At 67.7% G+C, this 25,038-nt stretch carries 24 protein-coding genes and 5 pseudogenes; 11 read left to right on the plus strand and 18 right to left on the minus strand.

Annotation, left to right across the window (positions count from 1 at the left end):
• Positions 1 to 206: 206 nt before the first annotated feature.
• Positions 207 to 893: an ATP-dependent DNA ligase gene (locus LMU33_RS38870; protein WP_228626512.1), complete on the minus strand. Its 687-nt coding sequence runs from the start codon at positions 891 to 893 to the stop codon at positions 207 to 209.
• Positions 894 to 1,227: 334 nt separating this feature from the next.
• Between LMU33_RS38870 and LMU33_RS38875 the strand changes: the two genes are divergently transcribed.
• Together LMU33_RS38875 and LMU33_RS38880 are read left to right on the plus strand one after the other, a co-directional pair.
• Positions 1,228 to 1,986, plus strand: a complete 759-nt coding sequence (locus LMU33_RS38875; protein WP_228626514.1) for a GntR family transcriptional regulator — start codon at positions 1,228 to 1,230, stop codon at positions 1,984 to 1,986.
• Positions 1,987 to 2,036: 50 nt separating this feature from the next.
• Positions 2,037 to 3,305 carry an MFS transporter gene (locus tag LMU33_RS38880; protein WP_228626516.1) on the plus strand — a complete coding sequence of 423 codons (1,269 nt, stop codon included), beginning with the start codon at positions 2,037 to 2,039 and terminating at the stop codon, positions 3,303 to 3,305.
• Between the two features lie 506 nt (positions 3,306 to 3,811).
• Here LMU33_RS38880 and LMU33_RS38885 read toward each other — a convergent pair.
• The 4 genes and pseudogenes from LMU33_RS38885 to LMU33_RS38900 all read right to left on the minus strand — a co-directional run bounded on the left by LMU33_RS38885 (position 3,812) and on the right by LMU33_RS38900 (position 8,336).
• Positions 3,812 to 4,783 (minus strand): DUF1259 domain-containing protein, encoded by a 972-nt coding sequence (locus tag LMU33_RS38885; RefSeq protein ID WP_228626518.1) that lies wholly within the window; start codon positions 4,781 to 4,783, stop codon positions 3,812 to 3,814.
• Between the two features lie 622 nt (positions 4,784 to 5,405).
• Positions 5,406 to 6,050: a calcium-binding protein gene (locus tag LMU33_RS41560; protein ID WP_308280847.1), complete on the minus strand. Its 645-nt coding sequence runs from the start codon at positions 6,048 to 6,050 to the stop codon at positions 5,406 to 5,408.
• Between the two features lie 301 nt (positions 6,051 to 6,351).
• Positions 6,352 to 6,708 carry a hypothetical protein gene (locus LMU33_RS38895; RefSeq protein WP_228626520.1) on the minus strand — a complete coding sequence of 119 codons (357 nt, stop codon included), beginning with the start codon at positions 6,706 to 6,708 and terminating at the stop codon, positions 6,352 to 6,354.
• Between the two features lie 176 nt (positions 6,709 to 6,884).
• Positions 6,885 to 8,336: pseudogene (locus LMU33_RS38900) on the minus strand (NF041680 family putative transposase).
• A gap of 233 nt (positions 8,337 to 8,569) precedes the next feature.
• Here LMU33_RS38900 and LMU33_RS38905 point away from each other — a divergent pair.
• Complete coding sequence (locus LMU33_RS38905; protein WP_228626522.1) at positions 8,570 to 9,295, plus strand: dienelactone hydrolase family protein; 726 nt, start codon at positions 8,570 to 8,572, stop codon at positions 9,293 to 9,295.
• A gap of 57 nt (positions 9,296 to 9,352) precedes the next feature.
• Here the strand turns inward: LMU33_RS38905 and LMU33_RS38910 are convergent.
• The 3 genes and pseudogenes from LMU33_RS38910 to LMU33_RS38920 form a co-directional block, all read right to left on the minus strand.
• A pseudogene (locus LMU33_RS38910) lies at positions 9,353 to 10,012 on the minus strand (phosphotransferase); the annotation flags it as partial.
• A 498-nt stretch (positions 10,013 to 10,510) separates the two neighbouring features.
• Entirely contained in the window at positions 10,511 to 10,858 is a 348-nt protein-coding gene (locus LMU33_RS38915) for a hypothetical protein (RefSeq protein ID WP_228626524.1), read from the minus strand.
• Between the two features lie 204 nt (positions 10,859 to 11,062).
• The gene (locus LMU33_RS38920) at positions 11,063 to 11,644 is read right to left on the minus strand and encodes a TetR/AcrR family transcriptional regulator (protein WP_228626526.1); all 582 of its coding nucleotides are present in this window, start codon (positions 11,642 to 11,644) and stop codon (positions 11,063 to 11,065) included.
• A 149-nt stretch (positions 11,645 to 11,793) separates the two neighbouring features.
• Here LMU33_RS38920 and LMU33_RS38925 point away from each other — a divergent pair, with 149 nt between their 5' ends.
• The 5 genes from LMU33_RS38925 to LMU33_RS38945 all read left to right on the plus strand — a co-directional run bounded on the left by LMU33_RS38925 (position 11,794) and on the right by LMU33_RS38945 (position 14,951).
• Positions 11,794 to 12,144, plus strand: coding sequence for an antibiotic biosynthesis monooxygenase family protein (locus LMU33_RS38925; protein WP_228626527.1), 351 nt, complete (start codon positions 11,794 to 11,796; stop codon positions 12,142 to 12,144).
• Between the two features lie 139 nt (positions 12,145 to 12,283).
• The gene (locus LMU33_RS38930; RefSeq protein ID WP_228626529.1) at positions 12,284 to 12,670 is read left to right on the plus strand and encodes a VOC family protein; all 387 of its coding nucleotides are present in this window, start codon (positions 12,284 to 12,286) and stop codon (positions 12,668 to 12,670) included.
• A gap of 187 nt (positions 12,671 to 12,857) precedes the next feature.
• Positions 12,858 to 13,286 (plus strand): DUF4267 domain-containing protein, encoded by a 429-nt coding sequence (locus LMU33_RS38935; RefSeq protein ID WP_228626531.1) that lies wholly within the window; start codon positions 12,858 to 12,860, stop codon positions 13,284 to 13,286.
• Between the two features lie 489 nt (positions 13,287 to 13,775).
• Positions 13,776 to 14,387 (plus strand): hypothetical protein, encoded by a 612-nt coding sequence (locus LMU33_RS38940; RefSeq protein ID WP_228626533.1) that lies wholly within the window; start codon positions 13,776 to 13,778, stop codon positions 14,385 to 14,387.
• A 66-nt stretch (positions 14,388 to 14,453) separates the two neighbouring features.
• A complete protein-coding gene (locus LMU33_RS38945; protein WP_228626536.1) occupies positions 14,454 to 14,951 on the plus strand; it encodes a GNAT family N-acetyltransferase in 498 nt (165 codons plus the stop codon).
• Between the two features lie 198 nt (positions 14,952 to 15,149).
• On the opposite strand, the gene LMU33_RS38950 is transcribed toward LMU33_RS38945, so the two are convergent.
• Positions 15,150 to 15,689, minus strand: coding sequence for a peptidase inhibitor family I36 protein (locus LMU33_RS38950; RefSeq protein WP_228626539.1), 540 nt, complete (start codon positions 15,687 to 15,689; stop codon positions 15,150 to 15,152).
• Between the two features lie 335 nt (positions 15,690 to 16,024).
• On the opposite strand from LMU33_RS38950, the pseudogene LMU33_RS38955 reads away from it, so the two are divergent.
• Positions 16,025 to 16,273 (plus strand): annotated as a pseudogene (locus tag LMU33_RS38955) (helix-turn-helix domain-containing protein); the annotation flags it as partial.
• Between the two features lie 204 nt (positions 16,274 to 16,477).
• Here the strand turns inward: LMU33_RS38955 and LMU33_RS38960 are convergent.
• The 8 genes and pseudogenes from LMU33_RS38960 to LMU33_RS38990 form a co-directional block, all read right to left on the minus strand.
• Positions 16,478 to 16,687: pseudogene (locus LMU33_RS38960) on the minus strand (hypothetical protein); the annotation flags it as partial.
• Positions 16,688 to 16,782: 95 nt separating this feature from the next.
• Positions 16,783 to 17,082: a Rossmann-fold NAD(P)-binding domain-containing protein gene (locus LMU33_RS41810; RefSeq protein ID WP_308280845.1), complete on the minus strand. Its 300-nt coding sequence runs from the start codon at positions 17,080 to 17,082 to the stop codon at positions 16,783 to 16,785.
• A 42-nt stretch (positions 17,083 to 17,124) separates the two neighbouring features.
• Positions 17,125 to 17,622, minus strand: coding sequence for an NAD-dependent epimerase/dehydratase family protein (locus LMU33_RS41815; protein ID WP_308280846.1), 498 nt, complete (start codon positions 17,620 to 17,622; stop codon positions 17,125 to 17,127).
• Between the two features lie 55 nt (positions 17,623 to 17,677).
• Positions 17,678 to 18,061: an MmcQ/YjbR family DNA-binding protein gene (locus LMU33_RS38970; protein ID WP_228626541.1), complete on the minus strand. Its 384-nt coding sequence runs from the start codon at positions 18,059 to 18,061 to the stop codon at positions 17,678 to 17,680.
• A 111-nt stretch (positions 18,062 to 18,172) separates the two neighbouring features.
• On the minus strand, positions 18,173 to 19,090 hold the full coding sequence (locus tag LMU33_RS38975) for an NADP-dependent oxidoreductase (protein ID WP_228626543.1): 918 nt from the start codon (positions 19,088 to 19,090) through the stop codon (positions 18,173 to 18,175).
• 52 nt (positions 19,091 to 19,142) lie between these two features.
• On the minus strand, positions 19,143 to 19,790 hold the full coding sequence (locus LMU33_RS38980) for a nitroreductase family protein (RefSeq protein WP_228626545.1): 648 nt from the start codon (positions 19,788 to 19,790) through the stop codon (positions 19,143 to 19,145).
• 56 nt (positions 19,791 to 19,846) lie between these two features.
• Positions 19,847 to 20,641: an isocitrate lyase/PEP mutase family protein gene (locus LMU33_RS38985; protein WP_249814892.1), complete on the minus strand. Its 795-nt coding sequence runs from the start codon at positions 20,639 to 20,641 to the stop codon at positions 19,847 to 19,849.
• A gap of 110 nt (positions 20,642 to 20,751) precedes the next feature.
• A complete protein-coding gene (locus LMU33_RS38990) occupies positions 20,752 to 21,300 on the minus strand; it encodes a carboxymuconolactone decarboxylase family protein (protein ID WP_228626548.1) in 549 nt (182 codons plus the stop codon).
• 180 nt (positions 21,301 to 21,480) lie between these two features.
• On the opposite strand from LMU33_RS38990, the gene LMU33_RS38995 reads away from it, so the two are divergent.
• Both LMU33_RS38995 and nhaA read left to right on the plus strand, forming a co-directional pair.
• Positions 21,481 to 22,140, plus strand: coding sequence for a TetR/AcrR family transcriptional regulator (locus LMU33_RS38995; protein WP_228626550.1), 660 nt, complete (start codon positions 21,481 to 21,483; stop codon positions 22,138 to 22,140).
• 181 nt (positions 22,141 to 22,321) lie between these two features.
• On the plus strand, positions 22,322 to 24,202 hold the full coding sequence (gene nhaA, locus LMU33_RS39000; protein WP_228626552.1) for a Na+/H+ antiporter NhaA: 1,881 nt from the start codon (positions 22,322 to 22,324) through the stop codon (positions 24,200 to 24,202).
• Positions 24,203 to 24,351: 149 nt separating this feature from the next.
• Here the strand turns inward: nhaA and LMU33_RS39005 are convergent.
• Positions 24,352 to 24,811, minus strand: a pseudogene (locus tag LMU33_RS39005) (ankyrin repeat domain-containing protein).
• Between the last annotated feature and the right edge of the window lie 227 nt (positions 24,812 to 25,038).

Genomic DNA, 25,038 nt, shown 5'->3' on the forward strand with positions numbered 1-25,038 from the left:
TGGCCGACGGCGTGTTGCCGACGGCCCTTCGAGCGGACGACGGTGAGCGGGCGTCACTACTTCAGGGGGACCGGCCTGCAACGGCGCGGCCCCGACCCGACAGGACGACGGTACGGCAGCGCTCAGCAGTGGTCCGGGCAGGAATAACCCGCCCAGCGCGCTGCTGAGCACGCCCTCCCCCTGACCGCTGCGTCGGCCGGTGCGGGTCACTCGCCGAACAGGGGGACCTGCGCCACGTCGACGTCCGTGCGCACGCGGCGTGGGCGGGCAGGGTGCCGCCACCGTCCGGCACTGTCCCGGGCGACGTCGACAGCGACCTCCGTCACGACGTCAGGGTGCACCAGCTGCACATCGAGCGTCTGCTGCGTTCCCCACCCCGCGCTGAACGTCCACCCGGTCCGGGGATGGGCGGCGGTCTGGGACAGCGTGGTGCTCCGGCCGGCGTATTGCAGCTGGCCCGCGGTGTCGTAGCGGCCCAACAGAACCGTCCGGGGTGAGGCGAGGGAACCGGTGACGGCACCGATGACCGCCTCGGTGATGACGCGCACCTTGTACTTCCGCCACGACCGCAGCGGCCGGTAGGGCTCGTCCAGCCGCTTGAAGCACAGCCCCTCCAGCCTAGCCACCGACCACCCCAGCCACTGTTCCGCCTGTTCCGGGTCAGTCGTCGACGGGCACAGCGTCAGCGGCGCCTTCAGACTGCGGTCCGCGAACAGCGATTCCAGGACGGCATGCCGCCGCTCGTACGGCCAGCCGGTCACGTCCTCACGTACGTGCACCAGATCGAAGGCCACGTAGTGCGCCGGCCACCGGCGCGCCGCCTCGGCTGCAGCGGCCTCGCGCCGGGCGAGACGCTGCTGGAGCCGCTTGAACGCCAGCCGGTCGGATTCCACACCACCAGCTCGCCGTCCAGCCCGGTGTCCGCCGGCAACCGCGCGAGGGCCGACTGCCAGTAGTTCTCGGCTTCCTCCAGCCCCGTGCATCCGCTGAGCCAGCAGAAGCTGGTCGTCCTGCCGGACTGTTTCCCCGGCATCAGCACGCCGGGTCAACGCCTTGGCGGCCGACAGCCGATCAGCAGGTCGAGGTGGTCTGCTTGCCGACCACCTCCGTAGGCGCATGAGCTCGGAGCGTATTTCTACTCCAGCAGCTTTTTCATGGTGCAGTAACTTGCCAACACCCCCTGGGAATGACCAGCTGCCGTAGAGCAGGACAACCGGAGGATCATCCATGCCCCGTGAGGCGCCGTACCTTGCAGTAGCCGACGTGCTGCGCGCACGGATTCTCGCGGGAGAGTGGGAGATCGGGGAGCGCCTGCCGTCCCGGGCACGGCTTGCCGTGGAGTACGGGGTCGGACGCAACGTCATGCAGAGGGCCATGGACCGTTTGATCATCGACGGTCTCCTCGAAGGACACGCCGGCTCTGGCACCTACGTCCGCATGCCGCGAGAGCGCCTGCGGCTGGTCCGCTCGCGGCACCGCGAACGCCGGGAGGGCTCTCCTCCCTGGCGGGACAGGAGGGAGCGGGGCAGGGCCGACGCCTGGGATTCACACAGCCAGGTGCGCGTCCCCGCACCCGAGCCAATCGCCGAGCGGCTCGCCATCAGCCCCGGGGACCCCTGTGTCAATACGCATTACGAGTTCCTCGCCGACGGGCAACCTGTCCAGCTTTCCGAATCCTGGGAGCCGATGGCTATCACGGATGGAACGCCAATTGTGCTGCCCGAGAAGGGTCCCCTGGCGGGTAAGGGGGTGGTCGAGCGCATGCGTTCCATTGGCGTGGGCATCTCGACTGTGGTCGAGGTGCCGCGCCCGGCTCGTGCCACCCAGGTGCAGGCGAACCTTTTGGGAATCAGCGTGGGGGACCTCGTGCTGCAGATCGAGCGGACCATCTTCGACACGGACGGACGCCCGGTGGAAACGGCCGACATGGTCATTCCGGACATGCGCCGGGAAGTGGTCTACGAGTTCGGAGTCGACCGACCGTAGTCATTGAAGCCATTTAGAGGGACATCGAAAATTCGACAGTAGGGTATTCCATGGCAAAATCCTCCCGACTCGGCCTCTTGCGTAATCGGGACTTCGGGCGATTGTTTGCTGCCACTGCGCTCGGACAGCTAGGCGACCGCATCATCTTTCTTGCCTTGCCTCTGGTTGCCATCGCGGCATTACGTGCCGACGAGTTCCAGGTGGGCTTACTGACCGCGATGACTTCGGGAGGATCGCTCCTGGTCGGGTTGCCGGCAGGCGCGTGGGTGGACCGCATGCGGAAGCGATCGGTGATGATCAGCACTGATCTCGCTCGCGCGGTGTTCCTCTCGACGATTCCGGTGGCTTGGTGGACGGGCCTTCTCACCATCTGGTGGCTCTATGCAGTCTCCTTGGTCCATGGAGTCTTGACGGTCTTCTTCGATGTTGCATACGTCAGCTATCTCCCGCACTTGGTGGGACGCAGCAATCTCGTGGAAGGAAACTCAAGGCTTTCGGCCATCCGCTCGGTGACCAGTATCAGCGGGCCGACGGTGGCCGGGCCGCTGGTCGGCCTGGTTGGAGCTCCTGCCACGCTTTTGGTGAGTTCGGTCGGGATGGCTATGTCGGGGCTGCTCGCGATTACTATCCGGAAACGCGAGGAAAAGCCTGAGTCGAGTGAACACCCTCAATTGGCTCGCGAGATCAAGGAGGGGCTGAAGTTCGTCGTCAAGTACCCTACCCTCCGTGCGATCATGCTGGGGGATGCGGTATTCAACCTTTTCCTGGTCATGTATCAGACCATGTTGCTGGTCTTTTTGGAGCGGAAGATTTGTCTCCAATCCTTTGGTATCGGCCTCATTTTCTCGGGGATGGGTTGTGGTGCCTTGCTGGGCGCACTGGTGGCAACCAGGGTCTCCAAGCGGGTCGGGCAAGGTCCGGTCATCTGGCTGGCGTCGCTGGTCAGCTGTCCGTTGAGCGCGCTCATGCCGTTGGCGCGAGCGGGTTGGAGCGTGTATGTGGCTGCGATCGGACTCGCGGCTCTGTCACTGGGTGGAGTCGTCCGCGTGGTGGCTCAGTCAAGCTTCCAGCAGGCGCTGACGCCGGATCGGCTTCTGGGTCGGATGAGCGCAACAGCTCGGTTTGTTTCCTGGGGTGGCGTTCCTCTCGGTGGGCTTTTGGGTGGAGCCTCGGGCTCTGTGTTCGGAGCGGCAGGCACTTTGTGGATTGGTGCAGCGGGTATGACGCTGAGTGTCCTTCCCAACTTCCTGTCACCGCTTCGGACAATGCGCACGTTGCCCACAGAAGGTCCCCGAGTTCGCGCGTTGAGGTGTCGCTGATGGCTGACAAACAAGCGCGTACGGCTCGTAGGGCCAAGGGGTCTTCACTCAGAAGCGAAGTGGGCGCGGTCTAAGGGGATGATGACGGCCGATTGTTTGGTGGCCTGCTGGCGAAGGGCTGTGTTCTCCGCGAAGGCGGCGATGACGGTAGCGGCTGCGTCGACCTGGTCCTGGAGTTGCTGTCGCTCTTGCCGGTTGTTCTTGAGGTGGCGGCGAAGGTCAGCGTCTCCTGAGTTTGCCGTTGGTCATGGAGACTTGCCGGGCTCTGGCCGATGTGGTCGTCCCAGTCAGCGAGCACGTCGGTGGCGCGGTTCATGGTGGCTCGGCTGACGCCGGCCTCCCGCCAGAAGTTGTTCTTTGTCAACTTGCTGCCGGTACGGGCCGGTTGGCCGGAAAAAAGTCGCCCCATAGCCTCCCGCAGTGCCTGCTCGGCCCGTGCAGAGACCTTGACCGGCGGCTTCACCGCGCGTGGCGTACGCGCCACCGCGTCCCCGGTGGCCGCGGGGTCAGGAGGCGGGTGCCACGGCGGTTCTGTCCAGGGCGGGGCGCAGGGCGCTGGCCAGGGTGACGCCGTCGCCGGTGGCCCAGAAGTGCAGGTAGAACAGGCGGGGTTGTTCGTCCTGGCCGTGGTTGTGGAGTTCGACGAGGTCGATGCCGCCGCTACGCAGGGCCCGGATGACGTTCTGGGTCTCGTCTGCGGTCAGTACGAAGTCGCCGTTGATCGCGGCCCGGTTGTCGCCGAGGGGCTGGAAGCCGATCGCGGTAGCGATGCCGAGGGTGTGGGGCAGGATGTGCCGGCCGTCGGTGACGGGTTGGGTGCGGGCGAAGATGAAGCGGTAGATGCCGCCGTCCGCGGTGCCCTTGGTACCGAGCGCGGCGTCGATGTCGGCGGTGTCCAGGGCGAGGGGCTGCTGGGAGGCGGGTGGTGGGGAGGCGGGTGGGATGCCGGTGGTGTCCAGGGCCGCCTTCACGCCCTTGGCCAGGGTGACCGGGTTGCCCATGGCGTGGATGTGCGTCCACCAGACGGCCGGGTGTTGGGTGAGGAGGTGTTTGTGCAGTGCGGTCTGTGCGATGCCGGCCTTCTGGAGGGCGTCGGTGACCTCGGGCAGCTCGCGTTCGGTGATGACCAGGTCGCCCATGAGCATGGTTCCGTCGTGGTAGCGGGCAAAGCTGGCGGAGCCGGTCAGTGCCAGTCCGGGACTGACGACGACATGGTGTGAGGTGACGGTGAGGTCCGTGCGGGGCAGTGGGATGCGGTAGACGCTGTGGTCGGACAGGGTGCCGGTGCGGCCGAGGACGGCGGCCACGTCCTGCCAGTCTTCGGCGGTGGTGGTGAGCGGTGGCTGAGTGGGCAGTCGCTTGTCGTCTTGTGTGTCGGCGCGGTCGGTGGTGAGCGTGCCGCAGGCGGCCAGCGCGAGCATGCAGGCAGCGGTGGCGCCGGCCAGCCGCAGGCGTCTCGGGCGCGGAAGACGGGACATCGTTCTCCTCGGAGCGGGGGCCAGCCGCATACGGTCCGTGCGGCCATCGCAAGGAAATCAGGCGACGGCGATGCAGACAGAGGACGCGCCCGACCGACTGGTGTCCACACGCGTTCTGGTGACCAGCACGCCGGTCCCCCGGAGGCATGAGAGTGATCCTGGGGAGTGGACTTTGGCTCCTGCGGCGGCCGAGAGCGTGGTGGGCGGGTCAAAGATCAGGGGGTGGCCTGGTTGGGGGCTGCTTGCTTGCGGCGTCGGCGGTGTTCGCGCTGGGCCTGGGCGCGGGCGCATTCGCGGGTGCAGTATTTGATCCCGCTGGTGCGGTTCTGTCTGACAGCTGACCGCGGGCCCGGCAAGAGTGATCAGGGGGCGGCGTCTCCGGTCCGGTAGCGTGCCAGTGTCGCGCTGTAGTGGCTGACGGAGGGGTGCTCGGGACCGAGCACGCGTTCGTAGACCTAAGGTCAGGCGTCACCGGTGCGGCTCGGGACTTCGCCACTGCGGGCTGGGGAGCCGCGTCGCGGAGCGCTGAAACGGGCCCCACGCCTCGGTCGCCGCTGGGACGAGAGACGTGCCGGGGCCCGTATCTGGTGATCGTCGATCGGGTGAGGGTTGGCCGGTGGGGTTAGTTGCAACCGGATCCGGGGGAGGGGTTGGCGCAGGTGTTGCGGCCGGATCCGCCGTCGTTGGTGTTGGTATCGGCGCCGCCGTTGAGAGTGTCGTTGCCGTTGCCGTCGGACAGGGAGTCGTTGCCGGAGTCGCCGATGAGGTTGTCGTCGCCGTTTCCGCCGGTGAGGGAGTCGTTGCCGTTGCCGCCCTCGATGCGGTCGTTGCCGTTGCCGTCGGACAGGGAGTCGTTGCCGCCGCCGCCGCAGATCGGGTCGTTGCCGCCTCGGCCGTCGACCATGTCGTTCCCGGCGAGTGCGAAGATCACATCGTCGCCCGGGGTACCGGTCAGGACGTCGTTGCCGTTGGTGCCGATGATGGTGGGCGTGGCGGTCGCACAGGTCGGGGGGCCTGATAGGTGATGGTCACCTGGGCCGCTCCCGCCGCGGCCCCGGACGTACCACCCGACGGGACGAGGTTCGACCCACCGCCGCCGCCACCCGGCCCCTGACTGGGAGTGGGGCCGCCGGTGATGGCGTTGCAGCCTCCGCCTCCGCCACCACCGAACCAGCCACCTCCGCCGCCACCGGCCCCGAAGGCTCCTCCTCCGCTGCCGCCGGCACCGGCTGCTCCGGCGGCGCCGGCTGTCCCGCCCATGGGGCAGGAGGCTCCACCCGCACCGCCGGTGATCTGGGTTCCGCCGCCACCGCCCATGCCGCTGCCCTGTCTGTCACCGCCGGGTTCTCCGACGACGCCGGCGGCTCCGCCGGTGGCCTCCGCCGCCCGCGACGATGAGGCGGGGATCCGTACCGGCAACGCCGGTCAAGGTGCAGGACCTCGACGCCGTCACCGCTGGACCACCCTGTCCTGGAGCTCCGGGGTCGTCGGGGACACGTGAACAGGGTGAAAGCGTTCGAGAGAGCAATGTATGGGGAGCCTCGTTCGACTTCTCCGGACCCGGATCCTCACCCAGGATGGCGCCGAGGCCAGGACGACGTGTCGTCCTTGTAGGTCCACGAACGAATAGACCACGGCTCGTCCCGAGAGACCCGCTCAGCAATATGGCTAGGCGGAAGGCTGGCCAAAGCCGCGACAGATGGGTCGAGGCTGAGTACGTGATCTAGATGGCAGACGATCGACGCTCCGTCCGCGTTCGGATCATGAAGCCCGTCAGCGAAAAGCCAGTCTTGCTCATCATCATGGATCACCATCAGCGCCGGGTGGCTACCGTCGACCACCGTCCGCTGCACGATGGCCAGTCGATCATGAGGAAAGGCGCCGCCGGTGAACGGCCACGTCACATCCGGTTGCATCGAGCCCATGGGGTGATCATTCATGACGCGGCCCAGAGCACAACGGCCGGGCCGTCCACGGCGATGGGATTCACGGAACTGCGGCCAGAGCCAAAATTCGAGATCGGCATCAGGCGTCGGCGCTCCCACAGAGCACCAGCCCTGCTCCGGGCCTTCCGGCCCCGCCCACACACTCAGCTTGTTGTTTAACCTCGCTGCTGTTTCAAGCGGACGTGCTCGGTGAGGGTTTCGGTTCGTTTCACGGTCTTCCCAGGCTCGTGCCGTGGTGCTGGCCTGCGGTTTTTCGAGCCGAGTGGGCGTCCGGGGCCCGGCCGGGCGGGTTTCGGCCCGCCCGCTGGACGGGTGGTCTTCGCGCGGAGGTGACGGAACCCCCGGCGGACCCGGGCGGGTGTGAGTCGGCGGGGCTCGACGGGCCGTTCCCAGGGGCGGCGCAGGTCCTCGGCGAGGGGTCGGGCGAGGCGGAGCTGGGTGTGGGCGGCGATCACCAGCCAGGTCCACAGGTCCGCGGTGTCGGGGTGGCGGACCATCGGGCGGGTCCACCCGAGGGTCTGCTTGAGGAACCGGAAGGTGTGCTCCAGATCGAACCTACGGAGGAACGCTTACCAGCGCACGTCCACCTGGTCAGCGGCGAGGCCGGTGGCTGAGGTCCACAGCCATACCGGTTTCGCCTCACGCTAGCCGGGCAGGCGCTCCACCTCGAGGCGGATCAATGTGCCGTGCTGCGTTGGCAGTTCGCCCTCGTGATCGAGCCAGGAACTGCGGGCCTGCAGCTTGGGGTGCATGCGGTCCCAGGCGCGCGCCTCGGGCCGGCCATAACGGGCGGTGTCGCAGGTGGTGACGTGGTCGGAGCGGTGCCAAGTGTCGGGCTGGGCGAGGGTGAACTTCGCCCCGTGCTTGCGAGGGCGCCCGCCCCGGGGAGTGGAGCGCGCGGGGCCTGCGTCCTGGTACATCACCCGGTCCGAGCGTAGTCGGGCCATCACCTCCACCGGCAGCTCGCACAGCGCGTCGGCGAGGCGGGGAGCGTCGTAGCCGGCGTCCAGTACGATCAGGATCGCCTTGCTTCCCGGCTGCCACTGCCCGGAAGCGATCAACCGCCGGACCACGTCGCGTAGTTGGGCCGCGGTCACAGCGATCGCGTCGTCGGTCGGACCCAGGCGCACGGCATCGAGCAGGGCGCACCAGGAGGTGCGGCCGGTCTCCAGGGCGGCGACGAAGGAGTACGGCCAGCCGGGCACGGACTGGTCGCTGGAGCGGCCGCCGCGTCCGTAGACGTGGCAGAAGAGGCGGTCGGGGCTGGTTGGGGCGTCCGGGCGCAGCCAGTTGCACACGTCCGCCGCGAGCACGATCCGCCCATCGGCGGCGCCCGGCAGCGGGAGGTCGGCCAGGGCGCGGCGCAGGCGACGCGGCTGCAACCACCCCTTATCCAGTGCGGCATACATCGCACCATGCCCGCGCCGGTGCTCGACCGCCAGCGTCAGCTCGACCAGCGACTTCACCGGGCCGTCCGTGCACAGCATCGCGTCGGTCAGCTCGAAGAGCGCGTCCGAGCGTGAATACAGGGACTCATAGAACTCAACCCGACAGCGGGACAAGGCGGCCAATGCCTCGACGGCGGGGGGATCCGGAGAAACACTCATCTTTAGCGGCCGTTCCTTCACACTCCGTTACTCGACATCTCGAAGCGTGGAGGACGGCCGTGTCACGTGCTCCCGGAAACGGGAGATCTCAGCAGGTCGGATGACGTGCGAGGTTAAACAACAAGCTGAGCTGAACCGCTGACGGGTGGTTCCGGAATACGCCGGAGACCTGCCTTCTGCCAGCGGCAGAACACCGGCCCGACCAGGCTCGACGATCACTACAGTCCAGGCTCATGACGACGGTTACAACGCGCACGATCGAATACGCGGCCGACGGCTTGACGATGATCGGGCACCTCGCTCTCCCGGCCGGTGTCGACCGCCGGCCCGCGGTCCTGGTCGGGCCCGAGGGGGTGGGGCTCAGCGACGTCGAGCGCCGCCGGGCCGATGTGCTCGCCGAGCTGGGATACGTGGCGCTGGCCTTCGACCTCCACGGCGGGCGCTATTTGGGCGACCCTGAGGAGATGTTGGCCCGTTGCATGCCGCTGCTCGCCGACCCCGACCGGATGCGAGGCATCGGCCACGTGGCGCTCGACGTGCTCCGCGCCGAGCCGCGGACCGCCCCGGACCGGATCGCCGCCGTCGGCTACGGCACCGGGGGCGCAATCGCGCTGGAACTCGGGCGCGACGGCGTCGACCTGCGCGCGATCGCGACAGTCAACGGACTGACCACCGGCCGACCAGGCGAGACGGCGCGCATTCACTGCCCGGTGTGGGCCGGGGTCGGGTCGGAAGACCCGATCATGCCGCCCGCGCAACGGGACGCATTCACCGCCGAGATGCAGGCTGCGGGCGTCGACTGGCGCCTCGTGGTCTACGGCGGCGCCTTGCACGCCTTCCATCACCCACCGGTCGACCACATCGTGCGTCCCGGGGTCGGTTATCACCCTCAGCACGCGCAGCGAGCTTGGCGGGACGTCGTCGACCTGCTCGCCGAGTGCCTGCCCATAACGGAGTGATCTGGGCACTGGGGTTTGTTCACAGGCTCTGACCTTGTTCTTTAACCTCTTAGCCAGTCACCCCAACAGGGCAGCCGTGAACATCTCGTGGTGAGCCACCAGCCACTGCTGGATGCGGTCCCAACGCTGCCAACCACCGTGCTCGGGACAGCGCCTGGGTGTAGACGGGGTCACCGTCGGCCACTCGATCAGCGACGAAGGCCCGGCAGGATGCGGTGGCTTGCTCGATAACGCCAGGCAATTCACCGCGCTCCTGCGGGGAGAGACCGTAGCCGTCGGCGAGGATCCGCAGTCGTGCCGGAGCATCCAGCCCGCGGGATAGAGAACTGCCGCGGACGTAGGATCAAGCATGGGAACCCAGTAGCGGGCGGTCATGGCAACGTCCCATACTGCTCGGCCGGGGGCCGCCAGGTCGAAATCGATCAGTGCTGTGGCACGGCCGTTGCGGAAGACGACGTTTTCCGGGCACACATCGTTGTGGCACAGCATCGTTCCTCCCGCCGGGTCGGCCAGGGATCGGGGCCACTCAGCGCAGGCGTCAACCACGATGGCCGCGCTGGCGTCGTGCAGGCGCCTCAACAGGCTTCCCACCGATCTCGATGCGGTCTCGGTCATCACCCAGCGCGGAAACGGCGGCAGAGCGACGTCGCCCGGGATGAAGGTCGGCTGCTCGCGGCCGTCCGCGGTAAGACGGATCGGCCTCGGAGCCGCATCGAACCAGCGTCGCCCCTGGGGCGGCGGAGATGAGCGCAGGCTGCAGGGCGCCGGGGTTGGAGTCGCAGTCCACCATGGTGGGCTGGGCAACGGCGACGGGACTGGTGCCGACGAGACCGACCGCCACTGCCCCCGCACTCGCGATCACCGTCGTCGCTCTTACCCACCAGCGCCACAGTGCCCGATCCGCCCTCATCACCCTGTGCCTTCTCCTGTCTGTACCTGGCGAAGGACCATCGGCCCTGCGTGTCCGTTGCCCCCTTGGCCCTGCCTTCGTGCGCCGACTTCTTGCCAGCGCACCCACGGCCGGAACAACGGATGCCCTCGTCGGTGGTGGCCGCGGTGGCTGCGGCCCACGCATCGCCCGGATGGGCGGGGACAATGCCCGGTCCGGCCCACAGCCGCTCGGCGTGCAGGCGTTTGCCACGGGTACGCAGAGCGAGTGAGGGCCTGATCGGAGGCGAGTGTGGACAGGTCTTCTTCGAGGCGCCGAGCCTGGAATCAGGTAGCGCGGAGACGGCCACCACCCGACACCGACGGTCGCTGAAGGAGCACGGCCCGGCGGGGGCGATCTTCCGGCGTTTCGGCCGGCCGCAGAACCAGACACTCGCTGGAAGCGATCGGCACCCCCCCGGCGAAGCCCACGAGGCCCGACAGCAGGCCGACCGACGCCGACGGTTCGTCCGCCCCGGCCACGCCGCAGAACACGGACGCCACGGCGGTGAACGTCAGGGCCGCCAGCACCCACGGCTCCCGCAGCGGCGAGCCGAAGCGCTCCACCATGCTCGCCCACCAGGTCCAGCCAGCCGTCACGCAGAACACCACAGCGGCTGGGGGCAGCAGTACCACCGGCGCCCACCTCGCCGTGTCACCCTCGGGCAGGCGATGCCCGGCCCGGTAGCCGACCCAGGCCAGCCACACCGGGTATACAGCCGACACCACGCGCGATGCCGGCTGAAGCTGCCCTACTCCGTTGAGCTCCGGACCAAGTGGGGCGGTGACCTTGGCCGTTTCCCGAGATCCTTATCACGGTGGGTGCCCTCGACGCGTTCTTCAAGGCGTGGGCGCGGTGAGATACCGCTGGACCGTGGGTCCGAGCCAGTCCACGATCTCGTCGCGGTCGAGCGCCACGCTCGCCGGGAACCGCAGCACGTAGCGCGTCAGCGCGAGCCCCAGCACTGTCGAGGCGCACAGTGCCGCCCGCGCCGGTGCCTGCTCCGGATCGGGACCCACCTGGCGGGCCAGCGGGATCAACTGCTCGCGCAGCACGCTCTGCATGCGATCGGCGGCGGCCGGATCGGTGGCCCCGACCCGCATCAGTGCGGTGAGCTCCCCGTTCTCCTCCCACAGGGTGAGGAAGTGGCTCACCAGCGTACGGCCGATCGCCTCGCGCGGTTCGACGGGCAGGTCGGGCAGTCCGGGGTCGATCGCGACGGCAGCTGCGAACAGGCCCGCCTTGCTGTCGTAGTAGCGCATCACCATCGATGGGTCGATCTTCGCGTCGCGCGCGATGGCCCGGATGGTCGCCTTCTCGTAGCCGTCCGCCGCGAACCGCTCGCGAGCCGCGGTGAGGATCGCGGCGCGGGTTGCGTCGGAACGCCGTACGGCCTGCTGGTTCTCCGTGGTGCCGGTCATGCCTACGAATGTAGGCCAACGCCTGTTGACAGTCCAGGGTCGTGCCCTTACGTTTGCCAACACATGTTGCCAACGCGTGTTGCCAACATGTGTTGTCAAGATCGCGATACCTCTGAGCGGACAACCGATAGCGAGAGGACGTACCCGAAATGGCCAAGCTCCAGAGTCTCGACCCGCACACGCCGATGTTCGCGCAGTTCCAGGAGAAGACCGGGCCCATCGTCCTGGCCAACACCTTCGTCGTCCCGAAGGAGAGGTACGCGTCGTTCCTGCCCCTCTTCCGGCGGCAGGCCGAGTTCATGAAGGCTCAGCCGGGATTCGTCTCCCTGCAGATGCACAAGGGGACGGCGGACAGCCGGCTGCTGATGAACGTCGCTGTCTGGGAGTCGACTGAGGCACTCGCCACGGCGTTCGGCAGCCCGGAGTTTCAGCGCATGGCGGCCGATTTCCCTGACGACATCGTGTCGTACCCGCACATCTTCGAGCAGATCGACGTATGACGCGGCAGCTGTGGCCAGGGGAGGCAGCCGGAGGAACCCAGCACCCCCCTAGGCAGTCACGCATCCCCACCATGCCACGGGGTCGCCGAGACCGCCGACCAACCCACCACGCACAGCCCGTCCCTGACAAGAAGTCCCAATGGCCGTGGAACTGAATCACACCATCGTCCCCACCCGTGACCCGCAAGCCTCGGCGCAGTTCCTGGCCGACATCCTCGGCCTGAGTGTCGATCCGCCGGTGGCGCACTTCACGCCGGTCACGCTGGCCAACCAAGTCAGCCTGGACTACGACCAGATGGACGACTTCGAGCCGCACCACTACGCGTTCATGGTCAGCGAGCAGGAATTCGACGCCGCACTCGCCCGCATCCAGCACAGTGGAATCACCCATTACGGCGATCCCGCATGCCGAGAGATCGGACAGATCTATCGCAGTAAGCGCACCGAGGGCCGCAGGGGCACCTACTTCCACGACCCTGACGGACATCTCATGGAGCTCCTCACCCCGGGCGGCGCCGGATCGTGAGTCCGACGGCGGCCCAGCGGATCACGGCTGCGCTGGTGGTGGCGGCATCGCATTCGTAGTCGCGGGCGATGCGGCGATGCCCAGTCAGCCACGCCAGTGCCCGCCATCTTGCATGTCATCGGCCGCCCCAGCTACCCCGCCGCTGAACCCTGCCCCATCCCAGGCTGAACATCGAAGGAGAAGCACCATGTCGCTGAAGAACGTCAATACCGTCCTGGCCACCGCCTGCGCCCTGTTCGCTCTCTACCTCGGGCTGTCCTTCATCCTGGCCCCGGAGGCATCCACACAAGGCGTTGGCCTGCCGAACTGGCCCGCCGGCAACGGCGACGGCTTCCTCATCATGAAGGGCACCCGCGAATTCTCGATGGGCCTGGTCATTGGCATCCTGCTGGTGACGGGCCACCGCCGCGCCCTGGGCTGGGTTCTGCTGATGGAGGCCGTCGCCCCGTTCGGCGACATGATCAACGTCTTGGCCCACCACGGCTCCATCGCCGCTGCGTACGGCATCCACGGCCTGACCTCTGCGCTGATCGCGATCACCGGCCTGCTGACCCTCCGCGAGACCGGCAAGGCCCACAAGGCCCCCGCCCCAGCGCCCGCCGCGCAGCCCGCCTGACAGCTGCAAAGCCCGAAGGGGTGGCCCGGCCACGTGGCCGGGCCACCCCTCATCTGTCAGCAACCGCCGGGAAAGGCCAGGCAGACGATCTTCTCCCAGTGAGCAACGGACTGACGGTCGAATCGGCCCCCTGCCCCGATTCTCATAAACGGTCCAGTGCGTTCTCGAGGAACTTCTTGCCCATCCCGACCTGGCGCGCCTGGACCGGCGGCTCGATGCGATCGCCCACACCAACTGAGCGGCAGCACAGGCCTGCTGACCGGAAGCAGATCAGGTGGCCGCTCCGGACGGTTCGTCGCGCAGGAGGTCGGGGCGGGCATCGGCCGTGGCGAAGGCACGCGTGAGCCGGCCGCGAGCGTGTCGTCGATGCGGTAGCGCCGTGCTCGTTCGTCCCGCTGGAGCAGGGGACCAGCGCCGTCCGGACCGACACGGCGCTGCACCACCTTCACGCTGGTCAGCGTTCCGCCGATCGGCCAGGCGATGCCCGGGATGGACGTGATCGGCTACCTCATCGTTTCCCAGGGGCTCGACGCAACCCTGCTCGACCTGTACGAGGCAGCCGAACAGGCCCGGGGCCGAGACGCGGCGAACACCACGCTGGATCCTTCGGACATCCCCGCAACGATCAGGAAGCTAAAGGAATACACGCGTTATAATGCAGTGGACCCGCTCCTGGAGCATGTGGTCTTCACCTGGCCGCACGAGAAGCTCGCCCATCTCCTGATCGCGATGAGGGAAGAGGGCAGGCAGGCTTCCCTGACGAGTGCCGTCGTGATGAGCGAAGAGGTCAAGCAGTCGCTGCCAGAAGCCATCGTTGAGCTGGCGGCCACCTTGGCGAAGAACCCTTCGCCGCACGGAGCGAAGGAGGCAACAATTTTCTCCAGTGGGTCGGCAGGGAGCGTGGGGACAGGACGGCTTCGGAGACAGTGGCTCTGTTCCACGGCAACCAGCAGCTTGACCTGGTCACGGCCCTTCTGGACGGCGTATCCCAGCGACGACGGGCGTGACTCGTGCCGTGACCGGATAGGTTCACCGAGGTCTCGTGGTCTGCGGGCACACGGGGCACCACCGCTCGCCGGTTTCGGCTGGTCGCAGGGCTGAACGACCTCGATTGCATGGTTGTAATCAACTTGCTGCCCGTCCCCTCGGGCGGGCAGGGTCTGGATCATGCTTGAACTACGCACCTTGGAAGCAGACGACTGGCCCCTTTGGCGGGAGTTGCGACTGGCCGCGCTTGCTGAGGCGCCCTACGCGTTCGGATCGACGCTGGCCCAGTGGCAGGGCTCCGGCGACCGAGAGGAACGCTGGCGTGCCCGTCTGTCGATTCCTGGCGCGCACGATCTCATCGCGCTCCTCGACGGCCTCCCGGTGGGCATGGCCAGCGGAGTGCCGGGCGAGGGAGCGGAGAACGTGGAGTTGATCTCGATGTGGGTCAACCCCACGGCTCGAGGCAAGGGCGTGGGTGACTACCTGATCCAGGCGGTCGAGCGGTGGGCGGCAAAGCGCGGTGCCACGACGCTGCGGTTGTCCGTCATGCCGGACAACCACAAGGCGACCGCACTCTATGAGCGGCACGGTTTCACGGACACGGGTGAGCCCGGCGATCTTCTGCCCGATGGCGTGGGCAGGGAGCGGGTCATGGCGAAGAGCCTGGCCGCTGTCTGATCCCCACATCCGGGCACGGCGGGTTCCCCCCACGTGCTCAGGCTGTGGCGGCGAGGGGCGCCCGCCCCAGCGAATGCCCTTTAGCGCACGGGCACGCTGAGGGCCACGCACGACTGCGTGGCCCCGGTGAGCGAATGGCAGGGGTAGCAGGCGGCCGGGTTGGGTGTCAGCGCCGGCTGCGGCCTTGTCGCGGGCAGGTCAGCACAACTGCATGTGCCACACGTGGTACCAGTCGCCGTTGGCGTCCTTCTCAGGGGCGAGCGAGGATTTCAGTACGTTCCAGTCCTTGTCGTACATGGTCGCCACCTGGTCCCTGGTCTGGTTGTTGCGCCATGACCCCCCGTGGTGGAAGTTGATGTTTTTGATCACGCCGCAGGCGCTCCACTGCAGTTCGTCGCCAGTGAAGTTCGAGCCCTCGTAGGCGCAGAAGTAGCCGTTGGCGTCGTAGTAGTGCGCGCAGTGGTCGGTGGCTGCCAGCCTCCCTGCTCCGGAGGTGAAGTCACGCGGGTGCGCTTCTCCGGGGAGGGCGACGGTCAGCTTCCCGCCCTTGAAGTCGATCTCATTGGCCGAGACCTGGCTGCCGCCCATGGTCTTCAGGTAGCGGTCGACCTTCGACTGGAGGGCCTTTGCTTGCTGGGAGTTCAGTCCCGCCCGCTCGGCTTGAGCGGCGAAGGAGAGCCCAGCCGCTCGGGCCGGGGCGCTGGTCTGCATGCTGAAGACCAAGGCGAGGACTGCCATCGCTGCTATGAGCAGCAGCCTCGGTTTGGTATCAACCAGTTTCACAAGTACCTCTCTTGTTCTGTGTCAGGGGCACGAGGTGGCCCTGACGTGATGAACGGCCGGAGCAGCCGGCGCTCCCCCGTCGATACGCTGTCCGGCGCCGGCCACACACCAGGTTTCCGAGCCGGCGCGTTGTTGCGCACCCCCGTTCCATGGCGTGCAACAAAATCCGCAAGGAGCTTCGACTTCGGTGGATTGACCGAAAGTCGCAGGTCAGCATGGTTGTAGCGGCTTCACGGCCACGCGTAGGTTGATGTCGGCCGCGTTGTACCGGCGGGGGAGGCGAGGCGGGGATGGGTCGTCGTGAACGCCAACTGGATCCGAGTGCAGGCCCGGTTCAGTCGTTCGCTTGCGAGTTACGCAAGCTACGGCAGGAAGCCGGAGGTCTGGCTTACAGGATCATGGCGCAGCGCGCGGGCTATTCGGTAGCAACGCTGTCGCGAGCGGCTACTGGGGAGCAGTTGCCGTCTTTGGACGTCGCGCTGGCCTATGCCCGGGCGTGCGGAGCAGACGAAGCGGAGTGGAAGGAGCGGTGGCGTGTCGGAGTACGTCTTTCGCTGGCCCCGGCAAGATTTCCGTGAAGCAGGCGCATGCCACCGTGCGCCGGTGACGCTTCGTCACGGGTAGCGTTCGCGACGCAAACCCTGCTCCCAGGCAGGGGACCATCCCAAAGAGCGAGTCGTACGCGGCAGCAAGCCGAGACCGGCCCGCGCCCGCGCTCCATACTCACCCCAGACGAGAAAGGCCTCGCCGGGCTGTAGGAGGACGGGCACGAGGGTTCTGACGGTCGTGGCCGCACCTTCGCGGTTCGGGCGCAGGGGCAGGTCAATGTTCTGCGCGATTTCGGCCTGGGAGCCGCGGGTGTCGGCGAGACACGCCGCCTCAACGCCGCGCTTGCCGGCGATGTTGACGCCTTCGCCGAGCACCCGGACGGAGGCACGGAAGGCGCGGTGTACGGGGAAGGCCAGTAGTCACTCACTCTGTCCGGCTCCGGCGGCATCCCGAGGATTTCAGCCCAGGGCGGGATAGTCGCCGGCAGCGAGGTCGTCGATCAGGCTTGGGTGGGCTGCCAGCCGAACCGTTCCCGGGTCAGTGCACTGGACGACGGCATGTCGAGGGCGAACAGGCGGCCGATGACGCCGAAGCGCTCAGGCGGTACCGACTCGACGGGCACCGCGAGAACGCCGCCGATAGCCTCGGCCAGGGTCCTCGTGGTGTCGCCCTCGTCGGCTACCGCGTGCAGGACCGTGCCCGGTGCGGCGTCCTTGAGTGCGATGCGGAACAGCCGGGCGGCGTCGAGCCGGTTGACTGCTGGCCATCGCTGTGTGCCGTCGCCGACGTATGTTGACACGCCGGTTTTCTGCGCGGCGGCGATGAGGACGGAGCAGAAGCCCTATTGCGACCCGCGCTGGTGCACGGAGCGCGGCAGCCGCACGACAGAGGAGCGGATGCCCTGGTCGGCCAGAGTCAGCACCATCTCGGACGTGCGGCCGCGGCCGCCGACCGGACCGTCGGTGGTGTCGGGGTCGTCCTCGGTGGAGGTGTGGCCTGGCGACATCGGCGTGAGGCCGGCGTGTACGAACGGCTTGCCGCTGCCTGCGAGTGCGGCCGCGAGGGTCTGCACGGCGCGCTGTTCCTCGTCGATGCCCTGTTCCAGGTTGTTCCAGTCGTTGCTGAAGGCGAGGTTGATGACACCGTCGGCCTGCGCGGCTCCGGCGCGGAGGCTGTCGAGGGCGGTGAGGTCGCCGCGGAGCGGCGTCCCGCCGGCGGCGACGGCCGTAGCCGCGGTATCGGAGCGGACGAGGCCGAGGACCTCGTGACCGGCGGCGATGAGCTCGGGAACGACAACCGAGCCGATGCTGCCGCTGGCGCCGGTGACGAACACGCCCATGAAAGGCTCCAGATGACTGCTGCGATGCTGCGTCGCAGGGCGGGCGTGGCGGGGGTCAGGCGTGGCGGTTGTGGGTGTGTGGATCCATGGGTTGCTTGGCCTTGGGAAGCGCGCCGGCCACGAGACGGTAGGAGTCGGTGACGAGTTCCTTGACCAGCTTGGCGTCGATGGTGTCTCCGCCTTCCATGGTGATCCAGTGTCTTTTGTTCATGTGGTAGCCGGGGGTGATGTCTGCGTACTGCTTCTGCAGGGCTGTGGCGTCGTCCGGGTCGGCTTTGAGGATCACGACGGGGCGTCCGGGCATGTCGGTCATGAGCATGAAGACCTTGCCGCCTACCTTGTGGAGCTCCCAGTCGGGGCCGAAGCGATGCTCCTGGTCGGTGCCGGGCAGTTCTGCGGTGTGGTCCCGTGCGATCTTCTGCAGCTCCTGTCCGTCCAAGGTGATCAACTCCGGTATGTCGTTTCGGGGTCCTTTGTGCCGGTCGGTGGCGGGCAGTGGACGGCCACCGACCGACCGGCGGGTCATGGTCCTGATCTCGGCCACGGCCGTCTACGGCAGGACGCGGATGACTGTCTTGCCGCGGCGTCGTGTGGTCGGGTTGAGGGCGCTGACGGCGTCGTCGAGGCTCGCGACGTCACCGATGTTGGTCCGCAGCCGTCCGTCGCGCACCCGCTGCACGATCTCACCGAGTTGGGCGCGGTCGGCTTCGACGACGAAGTCGATGGCCAGGCCGTCGGTGGGCCGTGCTTCGACCGGGCCGACGACGGACACCAGTGTTCCTCCGGCCTTGATCAGGGCGGCGGACTGCTTTTGGACGTTGCCGCCGATGACGTCGAAGACCAGGTCGACGCTGCCGATGTCTTTCAGGGTGTCGTTGTCGAGGTCGACGAACTCGTGTGCGCCGAAGTCGAGTGCCGTCTCGCGGTCTGCGGCGCGTCCGGTGCCGATGACGTAGGCGCCGGCTTCACGTGCGAGCTGGGTGACCATCGTCCCGACTGCCCCGGCTGCGCCGTGGGAGAGGACGGTCTGGCCGGCCTGGAGGCGGCCGTGCTGGAACAGCCCCTGCCACGCGGTCAGGCCTGAGATGGGCAGGGAGGCGCCTGTCGTGAAGTCGACGTCGCCGGGCAGCGGTGCGAGGTTGCGTGCTTCGATCGCCACGTACTGGGCGAGGGTGCCGTCGCGGTGCCAGTCGGCGAGGCCGAACACCCGCTGCCCGATCGAGAGCCCCGTCGTGCCGTAGCCGAGGGCGGTGACCACTCCGGCCAGCTCGTGGCCGGGGATCGACGGTGTCTTGTCACGGCCGGCGCGATCGGCCCAGGTCGACGGCCACTCCATCTCTGTCGGGACGAAGCCCGATGCATGGATCCGAACGATGACGTCGTTGATCGCTGCGAGCGGCTCGGGCCGCTCCGTCAGCGTCATTCCGGCCGTACCCGCGGCCTGGTCGGTGACCACAATGGCTTTCATCGAAATGCTTCTTCCTCGGATATGTGGTGTTTTTTCGGTCTCCGGGTGGGTTTTACATGAAGGTGAACAGCTGGTCGGCGTCGAAACGCGAGATCGGGGTGGTGTACACCCGCTCCGGGTCCGGGTAGCCGAGGGCCAGCAGCACCGTCGTGGTGCGTCCGCTCTCGCGGATCTTGAAGGCCTTGTCGACACTGGTCGGGTCGAACCCCTCCAGCGGCGTGGCCTCGACGCCGAGCTCGGCGGCCGCCATCATGGTCAGACCCATCGCCAGGTAGGTCTGCTTCTCCATCCAGTGGTTCAGGTCCTTGTAGCCGTAGGTGCGCAGGCTGAGGAAGTCCCGGGTCATGGATTCCCACAGCTCCTGCTTGGCCGCGTCAGGGAACCGGCCGTCGGCCCTCTCCTTGTCGAACACCGCCTCGAGGTGGCTGTCGGGCAGATCGGCCCGGGTGGTGAGGATGATGGTGTGCGACGCGTTCAGGATCTTCTCGGCGTTGTCCCGGAATCGTTCGCCCAGGTTGGTGGCGAGCCGCTCCTTGCCTTCGGGCGTGGCGAGGACGTAGAAGTGGTTGGGCTGTACGTTCACCGATGACGGCGTGGAGCGCAGGAACCTCAGCAGCTGCTGAAGGGTTTCCTCCGGAATGGTCTTGCCGGGGTCGAAATACCTGGTGAGGTGCTTGCTCAGGAGCTGGTCGAGGTCCATGTCGATCTGCCTTCTTCGTGCGATGAGCGGGCGAGAAGCGGTGGTTCGGGTTAGGGCTAGTTCGTGCCGCGGGCAAGCAGGCCGCTGATGCGTTCGAAGCTGATTCCTGTCGTCGCGGTGGTGAGGTCACCGGCGACGAGAGCCTTGGTGGCCTGCTGGAGTGCCTCCATGGCGTGGGTGTAGAGCGCTGGACCCAGGCTGATGCGCTTGACCCCGGCCTTTTGCAGTTCAGCGACGGTGAGCACCTTGTCCGCCGGCGAGATGAGGACGTTGACCGGTGCCGGCGCGACGGCGGTGACGATCGCAGCGAGTGCGTCGAGGTCGGGTGGGTAAGGGGCGTAGAGCACATCCGCGCCGGCCTCGGCGAAGGCCGTCAGACGCCGGATGGTGTCGTCGAGATCGGGCCGCCCCTGGAGGAAGTTGTCGCTGCGGCCGGTGACGACGATGCGCCCCTTGGCCGCCTCGACGGCGGCGCGTATGCGGTTGACTGCTTCGTCGACGCCGCGGATGGGTTGATCGGGATCGCCCGAGGTGTCTTCGATCCCGATGCCGGCCAAGCCGGCGGCGACGGCGGCTTCCACGGTCGCCGCGACGTCTTCCGGCGTGTCGCCGTAGCCGTCCTCGAAGTCTCCGTTGACGGGCAGCCCGGTGAGTCGGCCGAGCAGCCGCGCATGCGCGAGGTGCTCGTCGCGGGTGACTTCGTGACGCCCGTCGGCCCGGCCGAGTGTGGCGGCGAGTGCCGTCGATGACGTCGCGATCGCCTCGAAGCCGGCATCGGCCAGCATCAGCGCCGAGAGGCCGTCCCATGCGTTCGGCATGACGAGGCCGCCGTCGCGGGTGTGCAGCGCCATGAACTGCTCATAGAGTGCGGAGCCCGGCATAGCGAACCTTCCCGAATGATCGTTGTGCTGCGGTGAGGGGTGTGCCGGCCGTGTGCGCGGCCTTGACGGGGTCCCGGCGATCAGCCGGGCGTGCCGGCCGAGCTGACGGCGGGGATGTCGATGTCGGTCTGGTTGACGTTGTTGATGAAGTTGGTCAGCAGGACCTGCACCGCCACCGTGACAATCGCCAGGATCTGCGGGTCGGTGTACCCGGCGCCTCGCACAGCCGCGAGGTCGGCGTCGCTCACCTGGCCGCGGCTCTCCACCACCTGCTGAGCGAAACGAGCGACCGCGGCGCGCTGGGGATCGACCGAGCTCCCGGCCCGAGCCAAGGCGATGTCATCGCTCGACATGCCGCCGAGCTCGGACGACACGTACGTGTGCACCGCCAGGCAGTAATCGCAGCCGTTGGCCTGCGAGACGGCGAGCGCGATGGTGTGTCGCGTCTTCGCGTCCAGAACCTGGCTCAAGCCGCCCTGCAGCGTCATGACGACGTCGAGGACGGCCGGGTTCGACGCCAGAGTCGCGAACATGTTCGGGACGAAGCCGAACTGCGCGCCGACCTTGTCGAGGATGACCTTCGCCCCGTCGGGGACGTCGTCGGGCGAGGGAACGTTCAGTCGTGACATGGCGAATCAGCCTCCGGTGAGTTGAACGGTCAGCGCCGAGCCCAGTCGGTCTTGCTGCCTCAGAGGTCCAGTCCCGTTGGAACTGCGAACCCCGGCATTTTTTGGGCTGTCCGGCCCACTTCTCAGAGTGAACACCCCCGTTTCTGGGCTGTCAAGCCCAATTCGGGGTATCGTTAGGACATGACCACCACTACGGCAGCTCCGGTGCCTCACAAGCTGACGTCAAAGGGGCAGGCCACACGGGCCCGCATCCTGGAGCACGCTGCGGAACTCATCTACACAAACGGAGTCCACGCGACGAACAACGAGCAGCTCCGCCGCGCCGCCGGCGTCAGCGGATCGCAGCTCAACCACTACTTCCCGACCAAGGAGAGCCTCGTCCTTGCCGTGATCGCCTGGCAGGCCGAGCGCGTCCTCACCTTCCACCGCGACGAGCGATTCGCCGGCTTCGACAACCTCGACGCGCTCCGGGCGTGGGCGGATTTCTACGTCGGCTACGAGCGCGCCTACCAGGAGGGCTGCACCCTCGGCTCCCTGGCGAGCGAGATCATCAAGACGGACCTCGACGTGCACGACGAGCTCGCCAGTGTGTTCGACCAGTGGAGGGGGATCTTCCGCGAGGGAATTGAGCGCATGCAGCAGCTCGGCCGCATCAGCGCTGAGGCGGATCCCACGCAGCTGGCCAATCTGCTCCTTGCTGCCTTCCAGGGCGGCATGCTCCTCGCCCAGGTCGCGCGGGACATCGCTCCCCTGAAAGACGCGTTGCAGTCAGCCATCGACTACCTGCAGACCTTCGCGACGTCTCCCGACGCCGGCGTTCTCAAAGCTCGGGGAGCGTGACGTACGGCGCATGCGGGGCCGCGTGCTCCAGCGCCTGGACCCAGCCGCCGAGGCCCCCGTGAACCTGTCCGGCGCCGCTGCCATGACCCACGAGCCCACAGCCTGCGAAACGACCCATTGCCGACGCACCGGCTTTCCGTCCGCACGCCGGTCAGTCAGGCCTCGAACGAGAATCTGACCCATGTCCCCTGAGCCAGAGGCCTACACCGGCCAGACGCTGTGCAGCAGCGGCTCGCGTTCCCCGCTGCGTACCTTCTTGCGCACCGAGACCGGCGGCGCCGCCGTCCTGGTCGCCGCCGCGCTCGCCGCACTCGTCTGGGCCAACGCGGCACCCTCGGCATACACATCGTTCTGGGACACCCGGCTGTCTGTCCGCCTCGGCACGTACGGGATCTCGCTCGGCCTGCGCGAGTGGGTCAACAGCGGCCTGATGACGCTCTTCTTCTTCGTCGTCGGCCTCGAGGCCCGCCGCGAGTTCGACATGGGAGAACTGCGCGAGCGCAAGCGGCTCGCGCTGCCGCTCGTCGCGGGGCTCAGCGGCATGATCGTGCCCATCGCCCTCTACCTCGCCATCAACGCCGGACACGGCAGCGAGCAGGGCTGGGGTGCGGCGATGTCCACCGACACCGCGTTCGCCCTGGGCGTGCTGGCCGTCGCGGGTCGCGGCATGCCGCCGGGGCTGCGGGTGTTCATCCTCCTCCTGACCGTGGTCGATGACTTCCTTTCCCTCGGCGTCATCGCCTTCGCCTACAGCGACCGCATCACCGTGCCCGCACTCGTCGTCGCCATCGCCACCCTCGCACTCGTCCTGCTCAGCCTGCGACTCGGCGTACGCCACGGCAGCGTGTACGCGCTGCTGGGCGCCGTCGCCTGGGTCGCCCTGCTCGAGTCGGGTGTGGACCCGGTCGTGATCGGTCTCGCCCTGGGGCTGCTCACCTATGCCTACCCTGCCTCGCGCGCCGACCTGGAACACGCGAGCGGCCTGTTCCGGCTGTTCCGTGAGCAGCCGACCCCAGAGCTGGAGCGGTCCGTCCGCGCCGGTATCGCCTCAGCCATTTCCCCCAACGACCGCCTGCAACGCCTCTACCACCCCTGGACCAGCTACCTGGTCGTCCCGCTGTTCGCCTTGGCCAACGTCGGTATCGAGATCAGCGGCGACCAATTGGCACGAGCCTTCACCTCGCCCGTCACACTGGGCATTCTCATCGCCTACGTCCTCGGCAAGCCACTGGGCATCGTCGGGGCCTATGTGCTCACCACGCTCGCCTCCGGCGGGCGGCTGCGCCTCCCGGTCGGCTGGGGAGCGGCAACCGCCGGCGGCGCTCTGTGCGGGGTAGGGTTCACCGTTTCCCTGCTCATCGCGACCCTCGCCTTCCACGGTGCACGCCTCGACGAGGCCAAGCTCGGCATCCTCGCCACGCTGATCTGCTGCTTCCTGACAGCCCGGCTCGTCACGGCGGCGATCGGCCTTCTACCACCTCCGTTGCGGCTCCGGGCCCTGTTCGGAAAGGCGGAGACGATCACCGACCTGGCCGTGCCTGTCGATCCCGACCGCGATCACATTCGAGGCCCACACCACGCCTCTGTGACCGTTGTGGAGTACGGCGACTACGAATGCCCGTACTGCGGGCAGGCCGAGCCCGTCGTCCGTGAACTCCTCGCCGACTTCGGAGACCTGCGCTACGTGTGGCGCCACCTGCCCCTGACCGACGTGCATATCCACGCCCAACTCGCCGCCGAAGCTGCCGAAGCAGCCGCACGCCAGGGCCGCTTCTGGGACATGCACGACCTGCTGCTCAGTCATCAAGAAGCCCTCCGCATCGAAGACCTGCACACCCACGCGGCCGCCATCGGCCTGGACACCGAGCGCTTCGAACGAGACATGCGCGCCCACACCGGTGCAGCCCGCATCGCCCAGAACGTCGAATCCGCCGACCTCAGCACCGTCGCCGGCACCCCCACCTTCTTCATCAACGGCCGCAGACACCACGGCGCCTACGACCTCACCAGCCTCACCGCCGCCGTCCGCGCTGCCCGGGAACGCGCCTCGGTCACCTCGTGACGGACCACGGCAGACGCCGATGAGGGGTACGCCATCTGGAAGACGGACCTGACCGCGCCGCGGGAGCGGCGGCACACGGTCAAGCGGATCTACGACCGGCTGATGGATGAGCATGAAGCCGTCGACGTCTCGTACCGGATGGTCCGTGCCTACGTCGCCGCCCGCCGTGGGGAGATCCGGTGGGCTTTCGTTGTGGGGTGCGCTCCTGCTGACCTGAGGATTTCGGCAGTGCCGGGGTGGGGGCCATTGTCCGCCCAGTCCTGCGGGGACCAGCCTGCGCCGTGGTCTTCGCGGAGGTTGGGATCGGCGCCATGCGCCAACAGTTCCCGGACCGTCGCGGTGTGCCTCCAGCAAGCAGCCGCGCACAGCGGTGTGCCCTCCGAGCCGGGGCCACTGCTTTCAGCGTCAGGGGAAGCCCCGGCCTCCATGAGCAAGCGGGCCACTTCGGCCTCTCCCTGCACCGATGCCCGGTACAGAGTGGTGCCGTCGGCGCTCTTTTCGCTCCGGACTTGCTCCACCGCGCAGCAGGGCCTCCGCGCTCCTGGCGTCACCTGACAGGATTGCCCCGAAAAGGCGGTGGGAGCGCTTCTTCTGCTGCCGCTGCTTCATATCCGGCGAGGCTAGCGATCATGGCTGCGCCAGAGCCACTCGTATCAGCATGCCGCTCGCGGTGGTCGGTCTTGTCGAACCTGTGGTCGGCCGGCTCGACGGTGATGCCGCCGGGCGGCTCCTTCCGACTGTCTGCAGCGCCATTTCTACAGGTACACCTGCCACCGCATCCGCCCGGAATGGCGGGGCGGGAGGGCGGCTCTCCGCCCAAGGAGGAGCACCGGGTT

It is taken from the genome of Streptomyces barringtoniae, from assembly GCF_020819595.1.
GTDB lineage: Bacteria > Actinomycetota > Actinomycetes > Streptomycetales > Streptomycetaceae > Streptomyces > Streptomyces barringtoniae.

Bases quoted from the DNA above. Each gene is read 5' to 3' on its own strand.
- LMU33_RS38975 (WP_228626543.1), bottom strand. From the start codon at position 19,090: ATGAAAGCCATTGTGGTCACCGACCAGGCCGCGGGTACGGCCGGAATG.
- LMU33_RS38980 (WP_228626545.1), bottom strand. From the start codon at position 19,790: ATGGACCTCGACCAGCTCCTGAGCAAGCACCTCACCAGGTATTTCGAC.
- LMU33_RS38930 (WP_228626529.1), top strand. From the start codon at position 12,284: ATGGCCGTGGAACTGAATCACACCATCGTCCCCACCCGTGACCCGCAA.
- LMU33_RS38875 (WP_228626514.1), top strand. From the start codon at position 1,228: ATGCCCCGTGAGGCGCCGTACCTTGCAGTAGCCGACGTGCTGCGCGCA.
- LMU33_RS38895 (WP_228626520.1), bottom strand. From the start codon at position 6,708: ATGGGCTCGATGCAACCGGATGTGACGTGGCCGTTCACCGGCGGCGCC.
- LMU33_RS38940 (WP_228626533.1), top strand. From the start codon at position 13,776: ATGGACGTGATCGGCTACCTCATCGTTTCCCAGGGGCTCGACGCAACC.
- LMU33_RS38935 (WP_228626531.1), top strand. From the start codon at position 12,858: ATGTCGCTGAAGAACGTCAATACCGTCCTGGCCACCGCCTGCGCCCTG.
- LMU33_RS38920 (WP_228626526.1), bottom strand. From the start codon at position 11,644: ATGACCGGCACCACGGAGAACCAGCAGGCCGTACGGCGTTCCGACGCA.
- LMU33_RS38990 (WP_228626548.1), bottom strand. From the start codon at position 21,300: ATGTCACGACTGAACGTTCCCTCGCCCGACGACGTCCCCGACGGGGCG.
- LMU33_RS38995 (WP_228626550.1), top strand. From the start codon at position 21,481: ATGACCACCACTACGGCAGCTCCGGTGCCTCACAAGCTGACGTCAAAG.
- LMU33_RS38880 (WP_228626516.1), top strand. From the start codon at position 2,037: ATGGCAAAATCCTCCCGACTCGGCCTCTTGCGTAATCGGGACTTCGGG.
- LMU33_RS41815 (WP_308280846.1), bottom strand. From the start codon at position 17,622: ATGGGCGTGTTCGTCACCGGCGCCAGCGGCAGCATCGGCTCGGTTGTC.
- LMU33_RS38945 (WP_228626536.1), top strand. From the start codon at position 14,454: ATGCTTGAACTACGCACCTTGGAAGCAGACGACTGGCCCCTTTGGCGG.
- LMU33_RS38905 (WP_228626522.1), top strand. From the start codon at position 8,570: ATGACGACGGTTACAACGCGCACGATCGAATACGCGGCCGACGGCTTG.
- LMU33_RS38885 (WP_228626518.1), bottom strand. From the start codon at position 4,783: ATGTCCCGTCTTCCGCGCCCGAGACGCCTGCGGCTGGCCGGCGCCACC.
- LMU33_RS38925 (WP_228626527.1), top strand. From the start codon at position 11,794: ATGGCCAAGCTCCAGAGTCTCGACCCGCACACGCCGATGTTCGCGCAG.
- nhaA (WP_228626552.1), top strand. From the start codon at position 22,322: ATGTCCCCTGAGCCAGAGGCCTACACCGGCCAGACGCTGTGCAGCAGC.
- LMU33_RS38985 (WP_249814892.1), bottom strand. From the start codon at position 20,641: ATGGCGCTGCACACCCGCGACGGCGGCCTCGTCATGCCGAACGCATGG.
- LMU33_RS38950 (WP_228626539.1), bottom strand. From the start codon at position 15,689: ATGGCAGTCCTCGCCTTGGTCTTCAGCATGCAGACCAGCGCCCCGGCC.